Raw genomic sequence first — 12,263 nt, forward strand, 5'->3', positions numbered from 1 at the left:
GCCCGGCGATGGCCGGCGGCGTGCGCGGCGCGCAGACCGGACCAAAGTACCGTGGTGGCTCTCCGTACGGAGGTTCGGCTGCGCGCCACCAATCAATCCAAAATATTCCTCAGATCCGCAAGCCGAACCTGATGCCGTCATAGATTGCGGCATGGATGTTACGCGAGGCAACTGCGTCGCCGATGCGGAAGAGCACGAAGCCACTCTGCGGATTGCGCACCGGAAAGATGTCGCCGGCATTGACCAGTTTTTCGTAATCGATCGCGCCGGCGTTCTTCGACAGCGGCTTCAGCGCCAGATAGAGATCGTCGAGCGGCAGCGTGCCATGCTCGACCACCACCTGGTCGACGCGCCGCTCGCCGCGCCAGCCATCGGCGAAGTCGGACGCGAGCTCGGCGATCAGCTGGTTGCCTTCGCGCCGCACAGAACGTAGCCGTGTGTTGATGGTCACCGTGACACCCTTTTCCTGGAAGGCGCGCATGTAGGGCACATGATTCATGCCGCCCATTTCCGGGGCGAAGAAGCGCTCTGGTGAAACCAGCTCCAGCCTGGCGCCGCTATTGGCGATCAGTTCGGCGGCACCCATGCCCTGATGGCCGCCGTTGTCGTCATAGAGCAGCACGTTCTCGGCCGGCTTGACGCTGCCGGCCATGATGTCCCAGCTCGAGGTGACGAGATTGTCGCCCGCCGTCAGAGGCGGGTTCTGCGGCAGGCCGCCGGTGGCGACCACCACCACGTCCGGCGACAGCGCCAGCACGTCGTCCGTCTCCGCCCAGTTGTCGTAGCGGATCTCGACGCCGAGCCGGTCGAGTTCGGCCAGGCGCCAGTCGATGATGCCGATCAATTCCTTGCGGCGCGGGTTCTGCGTTGCCAGCCGCACCTGGCCGCCGGCCTGGCTCGATGCTTCCAGCACCGTCACCTGGTGCCCGCGCTCGGCGGCGACGCGCGCCGCCTCCAGCCCGCCGGCGCCGGCGCCGACGACGACCACCTTCCGCTTCGGTCCCTCGGTTTTCGGAATAATATGCGGGATATCAGCCTCGCGGCCCGTCGCCGCATTGTGGATGCACAGCGCCTCGCCGCCCTCATAGATGCGGTCGAGGCAATAGGTGGCGCCGACGCAAGGCCGGATCTCGTGCTCGCGGCCCTCCATCACTTTTTTGACGATATACGGGTCGGCAATGTGGGCACGCGTCATGCCGACCATGTCGAGCTTGCCGGTGGCGATGGCGTGACGCGCGGTGGCGACGTCGGAAATCCGCGCCGCATGGAAGGTCGGGAATTTCGTCGCCGCTCTCACCTCCCCTGCGAAGTCGAGATGCGGTGACGAGCGCATGCCGGTCACCGGGATGACCTTGGTCAGCGCCGCATCGGTCTCGATCGAGCCACGGATGATGTTGAGGAAATCGACCTTGCCAGAGCCGGCCAGCCGCCTGGCGATTTCGACGCCCTCCTGTTTCGACAGGCCTTTCTCGAAATCCTCGTCGGCGACCATGCGGATGCCGACGACGAACTTTTCGCCGACCGCGGCACGCACTGCGTCGAGCACCATTCCGGTGAAGCGCAGCCGGTTGTCGAGCGAGCCGCCGAAATCGTCGTCGCGCTGGTTGGTGGCCGGCGACCAGAAACCGTCCATCAGATGGCCGTAGGCTTCGAACTCGATGCCGTCGAGGCCGGCAGCCTGGCAGCGCTGCGCGGCCGCCGCATAGTCGGCGACGATGCGCTCGATATCCCAGTCCTCGATAGTCTTGGGAAAGGCGCGATGGGCCGGTTCGCGCACCGGCGAAGCCGACAGGACGGGCAGCCAGTCGGCCTTGTTCCAACCGGTGCGGCGGCCGAGATGGGTGATCTGTATCATCACCTTGCAATCGTGCTCGTGGCAGGCATCGGTAAGCTCGGCGAGCCATGGCACGATGCGGTCGTCATAGACATGCAGATTGCCAAAAGCGGCCGGGCTGTCGCGCGAAACGATCGCCGAACCGGCGGTCATGGTCAGCGCCATGCCGCCCTTGGCCTTTTCGGCATGGTAGAGCCGATAGCGTTCCTTCGGCATGCCGTCCTCGGAATAGGCCGGCTCATGGCTGGTCGACATCACCCGGTTCTTCAGCGTCAGATGCTTGAGCCGATAGGGCTGGAGGAGCGGGTCGTTGCTAGTCATCGTCTTCCTGCTGTTTCAAATTGTGCTAATGAGCGGCAAATTTTTGTTTTTACGCATGTCGCTGTCCCAAAATCGCTGCGCAGTTTTGGGCGACATGCAGCAAGGAACCTGCTCATGACCGATACGAAGAACCTCACCCAGCTCGGCACCAACGTCGAGGCGCCACAGAGCCCTGAAGCGGCAGTCCTGGAAACCGTGCCGTTTTCGCGCGGCGACGGCCCGCCGGCCATCGTTCGCTTCACCTGCCCGGAATTCACTTCGCTCTGCCCGGTCACCGGCCAGCCGGACTTCGCCCATATCGTCATCGACTATGCACCCGATGCGCTGCTGGTGGAATCGAAGTCGCTCAAGCTGTTCATGACCTCGTTTCGCAACCATGGCGCCTTCCACGAAGAATGCACCGTCATGATCGGCCGCCGCATCATCGCCGCGACCAAGCCATTGTGGTTGCGCATCGGCGGCTACTGGTATCCGCGCGGCGGCATTCCGATCGACGTGTTCTGGCAGACCGGCGCGCCGCCGGAAGGTGTGTGGCTGCCCGACACCGGCGTCGCCCCCTATCGCGGGCGCGGCTAATCGGACGGAGCGGCTCACCTGATCCCGGTCCGGCACAGGTTGGTCTCCAGGAAAGGCATCACCGCGTCGCGGTACCGCTGTTGGTCATAGCGATAGAGATCAACATGCCGCGCGCCGTCGAACCAGACCAGCTTTGCGTCAGCGCCTGCCGCATCTTTCAACGCCAGTGTCTGGCTGCGAGCGACAAACGGATCCGAATTGCCTGCTAGCAGCAATATCGGCCGATCAATCGCGCCGATGCGATCGATCGGCCTGACATCATCTACCCCGAAGCCAAGGCGGAGCTGCATCTGCGCCAAGAGGACGGTCGCCTGTACGTCGCGCAACATAGGCAAGGGCGCTCGCAACGCCGTGGTTTCCAGCAAAGTCGCGTAGAGCTGCTCCAGGACATAGGCATCGGCATGCTCCTGCTGAGCGCCAAATACAAAAGCAGCCGCACCGAGCGACGAGCCGATGGCCGCCACCTTGCGACCGGCGAAGCGTTGCCGCGCAAAGGCGAGGATGCGGCTGGCGTCCTGCCGTTCGATGTAACCAAAGCCTCTGATATCGCCGCCGCTTTCGCCATGTCCCGACAGATCGAACAGCACGATCGAGTAGCCGCTTTCGAAAAGCAGCTTCGCTCTTGGAACCATGGCCAGCTTGTTTGAACCGCGTCCGTGTAACAGCACGATTGTTCCGCAACTGTCCTGCCGATCCGCCACCCAACCGGCAAGATCGGGCGCGCCCTCCTGCTTCAGAACGATGCGCTCCACCGGTAACCCCACAGGCAGCGTGAAGCTTTGCTGAGGCACGCGGGCCACCGCGCGGCTTCCTGCCTCCCAGGTGACAGCGCAGGCCAGGACGCAAACCGCCGCGAATAAAGCAACCACGACAGGACCTCTTCTCATCGATCGGTCACGTGCACTTCGCATCAGTTGAGCGGCAGCCGCCGGTAGCGGCTGGGGTTGTTCGGGTCGCTGAAATGGTGCATCGGCCCGTGTTCGGCAAAGTGCGCTGACCAGCGTTTCATTGCCGCCGGGGCGAGCTCGACACCCAGCCCGTCACCTTCCGGCACGCGCACCGTGTTGGCGATCTGTTTGAACGGGCCGTCCTTGATGACGTCGCCGATCTGCCAGCGAAACAGGGATTGCGACGCCTCGGTGATCCATGGCGTTGCCGCCACGACGTGCAGATAAGCCGATGTCATGATGCCGAGATCGTTCGAATAGCACCAGAACCCCTTGCCCATCGCCTCACAGGCGGCGATGAATTTCAGGGTTTTCGACAATCCGCCGAGTGCTGCGAAATTGCAGACGAAGTAATCCGGCGCACCGAGCGCGACTGCCCGTCTGAGATCCGGGATGTGCGTCGAGAACGGAATGCGCGAATGCTGGCGCAGCGCAGCCATCTCCTCGAAGGTCGCGACCGGATCCTCGTAATTACGGATGTTGAACGGCTCGATCTCGCGCAGCACCCAGCGCGCTGTGGTCAGCGACCACTGCATGTTGGAATCGAGTTTGATCTGCGCTTTATCGCCAAGCGCCTCGCGCAGCATGCGCACTGTCCTGATCTCGAGCTCGGGATCGCCCATGATCAGCTTGCCCTCGAAGATCGTCGAGCCGTGCTGTTCTCGCATGCCGAGACAGTAGTCGACGATCGCTTCGGCGGTCATCTCGCCGCCGGCTCCGCCTTGAGCGGGGCGAAAGGCGAAATATTCCGAAAACGGAATGTCCTTGCGCACCGCGCCGCCGAGCAGCTTATAGAGCGGCATACCGAAGACCTTGCTTCTTATATCCCACAGCGCCAGTTCGACGGCGCCGAACGCCACCGTGGCTGCATTCTCGCCGGTGTTGGCGGTAATCTGCCAGGGCGGCACGCAGCGCGCCTCGCAGTCGGCGATGTCGAGCGGATCGGCGCCAATCAGCGCCGGCGCGATCTCGGCCTTGATCACCTCGCCGAAATGCCACCATGGCGCCTCGCCCAGTCCGACCACGCCTTCGTCCGTCTCGACCTCGATGATCGATTTCGAGGCGCCGCCGTAGAGACCAGCCGTCCACCAGAACGGAGCATCGAGCGGGACGTTGACGTGGGTGACGCGGATGTTGGTGATCTTCATCGGTTCCGTTCTCACTCGCACTGGTATTGGCTTAGCGCCCATTCGCCGGTCACCGAGAGCAGGTCGGATATCTTCCAGTCGCCATCGATCTTTTTGAACTTCCATTCCAGCCGGTGCGGATTGCCGGCGACGACGAAGGCGACGACGACCTTGGCCTCGTCGCCCTTGACCGCTTCGATGGTCTTCAGGCTCTTGTCGATCTCCGCCTTGTCGTATTCGGAATTGTCGAGTGCCATGTTGGGATCGAGGCACTCGCCCTGCCCCGACTTCCGCAGCGCGTCGCTCTTGTCCAGCACCGACTTTGCCGGGTCGGTGAAATGGCCCCGCTGAGCCGGATCGACCTCGAGCCCGGCATGCTCGTAGAACGGCTTCACCACCGCGGTCGGCGAGCCCGGCTGCACGGCTGCGGCCGGCGCGTTTTCTGCCGGCGGCGAAACTGCCGGCGGAGGTGCCGCACTGTCGGCCGGCGCGTTTGCGGGCGGCGCGCCTAACAGGCCCTGAGCGGCGGCGCTGCTCAATCCGGCCAGCAGGCACGCAGTCGCCAGAACCCAGGGACGGCAGCGGAGCACGGCATCACTCCGGCGACTGCCCGGCAAGGCATTCGAGCGCACTCAGCGTCCAGCCGCTGGTCTTCGAGGTAATGTCGGCGACCTTCCACTGGCCGTCGATCTTCTTCAACGACCAGACCATTTCGCGTTTGGAATCATCGCCTTCCGGAAAAAGGTTGAACGTCGCCGTCACCTCGGCGCTGTCGCCATCCAGCGTTTCGGCCAGCGTCAGCGTCTTGGCCACGGTCTTCTCGTCATAGTCCTGCGCATCGAGACCAGGGGCGAAGTCGATGCAGGGAACTTCATCCGGATGGTTCTTTGCCGCATTGTCGTTCAGTTCGAACAGTTTCGTCACCGGTGCGGTGAAGCGGTCGCGATATTGCGCATCGGCCTCGAATTTGACCGACGGGACATAAAAGAACTTCACGGCGTTGGCAGCAGGGCCGGCAAACGCGGCCGCCGGCACGGCCATCGAAAGCGCGGCAACAAAAAGTGGCAGTTTCATGGGTGTCCCCGATTGTTCACTGACGGAAGCTATCAGTACCACGCATCTTGCCCGTCGGCTTTCTTGCGGTCCATGAAATCCTGCAACGTCTCGTCTGTTGGCAACTCAGGCGTTCAGCCAGACGTCCTGGAGATCCATCTCGAAGGTTTGGTGGACACCGTAGTTCTTCACCTTCTCGTTCATGTGGCTGAACAGCTTCTGCCAAAACGGTTGAATGATGACGCCCGAATCCTGCAGGATCTGCTCGATGTCCTTCATGACCTCGCGGCGCTTTTCGACGTCGATGAGCGAAAGAGCCTGCTTGAGCTTGGCGTCGAAATCAGGGTTCGAGTAGCCGGTTTCGTTCCAGGCCTCGCCGGTGCGATAGCCGAGCGCCAACACCTGTACGCCAAGCGGGCGCATGTACCAGATGGTCATCGAATAGGGGTATTTCGTCCAGTCGTTCCAGAAGGTCGATCCCGGCAGCACGGTGCGCTTCACTTTGATCCCGGCATCGCGCAACTGGCCGGCAATAGCGTCGCCGGTGTTCTTTTGCCAATCGTCCTCGACGGTGATCAGTTCATGCTCGAAGTCGTCCTGCCCGGCATCGGCCATAAGCTTCTTGGCGCCCGCGGCGTCGCGTGTCTTCTTGGGCAGCGCGTAGTATTCCGGATGAATCGGGCTGACGTGGTGGTTTTCACCAACAGTGCCTCGCCCGGCGTAGCCAAGTTCGAGCACCGCTTTGTTGTCGACGGCCATCTGGAGGGCGTTGCGAACCCGCTTGTCGTCATAGGGCTTGTTCGTGATGTTGGTCCGGGCGACGAGCGTGGTGGCTGTCGCGACCTCCGATTTGACCAGCCCCATCTTGTCGAGAATGTCTATGAAGTCGGCCGGCGTCTCGAAGTTGAGGTCGATTTCGCCGGAGTCGAATGCATTTATCGAGGCGTTGAAATCGGTTCCGTAGTCGATGAATTCGACGCCGTCGAGAAGCGCTTCACCGCCCCACCATTTGCCATTCTCACGACGCTTGACGACCGCTTTCTGGCCGACCGCATAAGACACCAGTTGGAACGGCCCGGTGCCAATCGGCTTCTCGATCGGATTGGCGCCGTCGGCGTCGAAGTTGCGATGGACCACCAGCGCCGGATAGTCGGTGAAGTTCGGGATCAGCGAGATGTCCGGTTCGTTCAGCTTCAGCTTCACCGTGTTGTCGTCGACCTTGGTGATCGCCCCTTCCCTGGCCTTGCCGGTCTTTGCATCGATCAGCGCACCGACGCGCGCGGCCATCGAATTGCCGGCGGCAGCCTTCTCGCACCAGCGCGTCAGATTGTAGGCCACGTCATCGGCGTTGAAAGCATCGCCGTTGTTCCAGGCGATTCCCTTGCGCACATGCAGCACGTATTCGGTGGCGTCGTCGTTGACCTCCCAGCTTTCGAGCAGAACCGGCTCGAATGTGAACTGGCGGGTGTAGCGGACAAGCGGCTCGAGCCAGCAGCGTGAAATGTTCGCAAGTTCCACCCAGTCGTAGGTGCGCGTGTCCTTTTGCGCCTTCACCGACATCGAAACGTGCAGCGTTCCGCCTTTCTTCGGCTCTTCAGCCAAAGCCCGCTCCGGCACGGCAAGTCCAATCATGCCGTAGGCAAGGGCCGTCGATGCGCCGAAAGCGCTCGCCAGGGCCAGAAACTCGCGCCGGTCGACGCGACCTGCGCGCGCCTCGCTGGCCATTGCTTCGATGGCGCTCGGTACGCGATCGCCGTTGCTTCTGAAGAGTGTCATTTTTTCCTCCCTTATGGTTCGCATCGGGTCTTCGCCCGTGATCAACTAACGCTGTCCGGCAGTTTCTCCTCGCGCCGCGCAATCAAATCTTTGAGACCATCGGCGATGCCCTCATCGAGCTTCGGCTCCTCATAATCGGCGAGCATGTTGCGCGCTTTCTCGCGGCCGCGGGTGTCGTGGTCCTTTGCTCCTTCCGCCTTCCACTGTTCGAACGAATTGAAGTCCATGATGCTCGGTATGAAGAAGGCGGACTCGAAATGTTCAAGCGTGTGCTGGGTGCCGAGGAAATGGCCCTGTGGTCCGACCTCGCGGATAGCCGCCATAGCCTCCTTGAAATCGTCGAATGGCAGCCCGCCAGCATATTTGTACCAGCCGACAAGCTGCTCGCAGTCGGTGGCAAATTTCGAATAGCCGCAGGTCAGGCCGGCCTCGAGCCAACCGGCAGAGTGCCAGATGTAGTTGGCGCCGGCAAGGATGGCGGCATGCATCAGCATGTTCGCCTCGTAGCCCGCCTGGGCGTCGTTCAGCTTCGAGCCAACATGGAAACCGGACGTGCGCCACGGCAGACGATACTTCCGCGCCAGCGCGCCCATGAGATACATCATCTGGGCCGCCTCCGGCGTGCCGCCCATGGGAGCGCCGGTCTTCATGTCGACCGTCACCATGAACTGTCCGTAGATCTGCGGCGAACCCGGACGCAGGAGCTGTGTGAACGCGACGCCCGCCAGCGCTTCGGCATTGACCTGCGCGACCGCACCGACGGCAGAGGCCGAAGTCGAGGCGCCGCAAAGGGCGAAGGGGGCGAGGATCAGCGGCTGGTTGTGGCGCGCATAGACTTTCATAGCGTCCAGCATGGTGGCGTCCCACACCAGCGGCGAATTGCAGTTGGTGATGGCCACCAGGACCGGGTTGTCGCGGACATAGTCCTCGCCGAACACGATGCCTGCCATCGCCATCGTGTCTTCGGCTCGATCCCTGGAGGTCACGATGCCCATGAACGGCTTGTCGGAGTGCTTCAGCGCCGAATGGATGATGTGGAGGTGACGTTTCGGCACCGCGATTTCCATCGGCTCGCAGATGATCGAGCTCGACGAATGCAGCGCCGGCGCCATGTAGGCGAGCTTGTGGAAATTGTTGAGGTCGGCGAGTGTGCCGTAGCGCCTGTTGTTGTCGAGGTCGCGCACGTAAGGCGCCCCGTACATCGGCACGAAGATGGAGTTGTTGCCACCCACACGTACGGAACGCTGGGGATTCCTCGCATTGAGCGTGAACTCCGACGGGACCTTCGAGATGAGCTCCATCAGCAGGGCGCGGTCGATCCGGACCCTTGTCTCCGAGACATCGGCGCCCGCCGCCTTCCACATTGCGATCGCCTCGTCGTCGCGGAACTCGCATCCGACTTCTTCGAGGATGGAGAGCGACTCCTGGTGGATCAGCTCCACCGCCTCGTCCGGAACCATCTGATAGACGGGAATCTGGCGGACCAGAGTTGGAAACGACGCTATGGGTGCGCCCCGCAGCGCCTTGCGCCCCAGGCGGCCGCCGCTGCGGCGGTTGGTGTGTTCGCTCACTTCAACGGCCGGTGCGTTCATGGAGGCTCCATCTTCCTGTCTCGACCAATCTAGCCAGACAAAATGCGGCTGTGACGCTGGAAAATCCTGATCTCTTGTATAAGCTCAACTTATGCGAAGCTTGCGCCACCTGCTGCCGTCGGCCGGCAGCCTGATCGTTTTCGAGGCCGCCGGGCGGCTGTCGAGCTTTACCGCCGCTGGGCGCGAGCTCGGCATGACGCAGGCTGCCGTCTCCTATGCGATCCGTGGGCTCGAAGAGCAGCTCGGCGCCAAACTCTTCCAGCGCCGCCACCGGCAAGTCAGCCTGACCGAGGCCGGCGACCGCTTCCATGCCGACGTCTCGCTAGGCCTGTCGCACATTCGCAAGTCGGCGGAGGATCTGCGCCAGATCGCCGTCGGCGCGCATGTGACGCTCGCGGCCTCGACCGCCTTCGCCTCGTTCTGGATGATGCCGCGCCTGCAGCAGTTTCGCGACGAATTGCCGGGCATCGACCTGCGCATCCAGACCGCCGACCGCGATCTCGACATCATCGCCGAAGACATCCCGCTCGGCGTCCGCGGCGGCGAGCCCAGGGAATGGACGGATTATCATTCGCTGCCGCTGGCCGATGAGGTGATATTCCCCGTTGCCGGCGTTAGTTATGTGGCACGGTTCGGGCTGCCGGAGCGTGTCGCGGACCTTCAATCGCACCGCCTCATCCATCTCGAAGAGCCGTTTCGCGAGGCCGCCAGTTGGGACGAGTGGTTCGCCTCGGCCGGTGTCGACATCGCCGATGCCGGACGCGGCTTGCGCATCAACGACTATGCGTTGGTGATCCAGGCCGTCATGGAAGGGCAAGGCATCGCGCTCGGCTGGGGTCACCTCGCCGAGCGGCTGCTGGCATCAGGGCTGCTGGTGCGCGTCACCGGCCACACGATGACGACCGGCAAGGGCTTTCATGTCATCTGGTCGAAGAACCGCGAACTCAGCGACAACGCCCGCAAGGTGCGGGATTGGCTGGCGGCGCAGGCATGAGGCCGATAAATGCCCGGTCAAACGGTCACGACGATCTTGCCGAATTGCTCGTTCGATTCGAGATAGCGGTGCGCCTCGACGATCTGGTCGAACGGAAAGGTTCTGGCGATTGCCGGCTTCAGCGAACCCGAGCTCAGTCCGTCAAGGATGAACGCCTTGGCGGCCTGCAGCCGGAGCGGATCGCGAACGATCTCATGGACGAGATAACCGCGCAGCGTCAGTGTCTTGGCCAGCACCGCAGGTAGCGGAAAGGGTGTCGGGTCGAGGCTCAAGCCGCCATATTCGATGAGAATGCCACCCAGTGCCATCGCTGCCGTCAGAGGCTTGAAAATCGGGCCGCCGACGGCATCGAACACCACGCGCACGCCGTCCGGGCCGGCGATTCGCTTCAGCCTGGCTTCCAGGTCCTCCTCTGCCGAGGCGATGACGTGGGCCGCGCCGAACTCAAGCAAAGCCCGCTTCTTGGCGGATGTCCGTGTGACCGCGATCGGGGTCGCGCCAACCATGTTGGCGATCTGGATCGCCGCAAGTCCGACGCTGCTCGAGGCCGCGGTAATGACAATAAAGTCCTCGCTTTGGAGGTTGGCAATGTCGATCAGCGCACCGTAGGCGGTGAGATATTGCATCCACGCTGCGGCGGCTTCTTCCCAACTCAGCGATGGTGGATGCTTGACGACGAGCTCGGCGGGATATGTGGCAATCTCACCATAGGCAGGCCAGCGGGCCATCGACAATGGCGGCACGATGCTGACGGCATCGCCAGGCGCAAACCCGTCCACGCCTTCGCCGACGATCTCGACGATACCCGCCGCCTCGAGCCCAAGACCGGAAGGCAACGGCGCGGTCTGGATGTAGGTCCCCGAACGCAGCAGCGCCTCGGCGCGGTTTATACCCAACGCCTTGACGCGGATCTGAATCTCACCGCTCGCGGGCGCAGGCGTGTCAACATTCTCGATGCGCAGGACCTCGGGACCACCGAGCTCATGAAAGCGAACGACACGTGCCATCGGTCACAACTCCAAAATATTTGAACTGAATCAGCTATGCCAGCGTTCATCAGGCGGATAAATAGCCGCTTGAGTAGATCAGCAGAAACTGTAGGTTTTGAATATGGATCGCCTTACGAGCATGGCCGTGTTCGTCAAAGCCGTCGACCTGGGCTCGTTCGCAGCCGCGGCGGCGGCTCTCGATCTGTCCGGGCCGATGGTCGGCAAGCATGTCCGGTTTCTCGAGGAGCGCCTGAGCGTGCGCCTCATCAACCGGACCACGCGCCGCCAAAGCCTGACCGATTTCGGGCGCGCCTATTATGAACGCTGCCGGTTGGTGCTTGCCGAAGCGGAGGCCGCGGATGCACTCGCCGCCGACCAGCTTGCCGAACCGCGCGGAAAGCTGCGTGTCCTCATGCCGGTGCATTTCGGCCGGCGCTGCGTTGCCCCGATCCTGTTCGGGCTTGCGCAGCAATATCCGGCGCTGGAACTTGACCTATCGTTCAGCGATGCCATCGCCGATCTGGCAGAGGATGGCTGCGACCTTGCCATTAGAACGGGCGATCTGGAGGACCAGACCGGGGTGATGGCGCGTCGCATCGCGCGCCAGCACATGGTCGTCTGCGCGTCGCCGCCCTATCTCGACAGGCACGGCGAGCCACATGAAATAGATGACCTCGGCAGCCATCACGCGATCATCTACCGCCGTTCCGGGCGTGCCGTTCAGCCGTGGCTGTTTCCGCGCAATGGCCACCCCGCGATTGAGGTCAGGCCCGTCAGCAGATTGCGGCTCGACGACCTTGATGCCATCGCCGATGCCGCGGCCGCCGGCATGGGGCTCGCCTGGTTGCCATACTGGATGGTTCGCCAGCGCATCCAGGCCGGCGCACTTGTCCCGCTGTTGCCGGAACAATCCCGGTTTCTCTATGACGTTCATGCCCTGTGGTTGCAGACGCCTCATCTGCCGATGAAAGTCCGCCTTGCCGTCGATGCACTGTCGGCAGCGCTGCCCAAGCTCATGACTTGAAGTGCACGGCCGCGGTCGGCTGCGTGGATT

11 protein-coding genes are annotated in these 12,263 nt (G+C 62.7%); 3 read left to right on the top strand and 8 right to left on the bottom strand.

Features of this window, described 5'->3' with window-relative positions; translation table 11 throughout:
• Positions 1-109: 109 nt before the first annotated feature.
• Positions 110-2,155 carry an oxidoreductase gene (locus tag NKI18_RS11615; RefSeq protein ID WP_353019751.1) on the bottom strand — a complete coding sequence of 682 codons (2,046 nt, stop codon included), beginning with the start codon at positions 2,153-2,155 and terminating at the stop codon, positions 110-112.
• A gap of 114 nt (positions 2,156-2,269) precedes the next feature.
• Between NKI18_RS11615 and queF the strand changes: the two genes are divergently transcribed.
• Positions 2,270-2,731 carry a preQ(1) synthase gene (queF, locus tag NKI18_RS11620; RefSeq protein ID WP_023674394.1) on the top strand — a complete coding sequence of 154 codons (462 nt, stop codon included), beginning with the start codon at positions 2,270-2,272 and terminating at the stop codon, positions 2,729-2,731.
• 14 nt (positions 2,732-2,745) lie between these two features.
• Here queF and NKI18_RS11625 read toward each other — a convergent pair whose 3' ends face one another.
• The 6 genes from NKI18_RS11625 to NKI18_RS11650 all read right to left on the bottom strand — a co-directional run bounded on the left by NKI18_RS11625 (position 2,746) and on the right by NKI18_RS11650 (position 9,226).
• Complete coding sequence (locus tag NKI18_RS11625; protein ID WP_352616961.1) at positions 2,746-3,531, bottom strand: alpha/beta hydrolase; 786 nt, start codon at positions 3,529-3,531, stop codon at positions 2,746-2,748.
• Between the two features lie 110 nt (positions 3,532-3,641).
• Positions 3,642-4,826: a mandelate racemase/muconate lactonizing enzyme family protein gene (locus NKI18_RS11630; protein ID WP_352616959.1), complete on the bottom strand. Its 1,185-nt coding sequence runs from the start codon at positions 4,824-4,826 to the stop codon at positions 3,642-3,644.
• Between the two features lie 11 nt (positions 4,827-4,837).
• The gene (locus tag NKI18_RS11635; protein WP_352616957.1) at positions 4,838-5,395 is read right to left on the bottom strand and encodes a hypothetical protein; all 558 of its coding nucleotides are present in this window, start codon (positions 5,393-5,395) and stop codon (positions 4,838-4,840) included.
• Between the two features lie 4 nt (positions 5,396-5,399).
• Positions 5,400-5,879 (bottom strand): DUF3828 domain-containing protein, encoded by a 480-nt coding sequence (locus NKI18_RS11640; protein WP_352616955.1) that lies wholly within the window; start codon positions 5,877-5,879, stop codon positions 5,400-5,402.
• Between the two features lie 105 nt (positions 5,880-5,984).
• The gene (locus tag NKI18_RS11645) at positions 5,985-7,634 is read right to left on the bottom strand and encodes an ABC transporter substrate-binding protein (RefSeq protein ID WP_352616953.1); all 1,650 of its coding nucleotides are present in this window, start codon (positions 7,632-7,634) and stop codon (positions 5,985-5,987) included.
• Between the two features lie 41 nt (positions 7,635-7,675).
• Entirely contained in the window at positions 7,676-9,226 is a 1,551-nt protein-coding gene (locus NKI18_RS11650) for a trimethylamine methyltransferase family protein (RefSeq protein WP_352616951.1), read from the bottom strand.
• A 91-nt stretch (positions 9,227-9,317) separates the two neighbouring features.
• Between NKI18_RS11650 and NKI18_RS11655 the strand changes: the two genes are divergently transcribed.
• Complete coding sequence (locus NKI18_RS11655; protein ID WP_352616948.1) at positions 9,318-10,220, top strand: LysR substrate-binding domain-containing protein; 903 nt, start codon at positions 9,318-9,320, stop codon at positions 10,218-10,220.
• A gap of 17 nt (positions 10,221-10,237) precedes the next feature.
• On the opposite strand, the gene NKI18_RS11660 is transcribed toward NKI18_RS11655, so the two are convergent.
• The gene (locus tag NKI18_RS11660; protein WP_352616946.1) at positions 10,238-11,227 is read right to left on the bottom strand and encodes a zinc-dependent alcohol dehydrogenase family protein; all 990 of its coding nucleotides are present in this window, start codon (positions 11,225-11,227) and stop codon (positions 10,238-10,240) included.
• A gap of 103 nt (positions 11,228-11,330) precedes the next feature.
• On the opposite strand from NKI18_RS11660, the gene NKI18_RS11665 reads away from it, so the two are divergent.
• Positions 11,331-12,233 (top strand): LysR family transcriptional regulator, encoded by a 903-nt coding sequence (locus NKI18_RS11665; protein WP_352616943.1) that lies wholly within the window; start codon positions 11,331-11,333, stop codon positions 12,231-12,233.
• Positions 12,234-12,263 lie beyond the last annotated feature (30 nt).

This window comes from Mesorhizobium sp. M0800 (assembly GCF_040320095.1).
GTDB lineage: Bacteria > Pseudomonadota > Alphaproteobacteria > Rhizobiales > Rhizobiaceae > Mesorhizobium.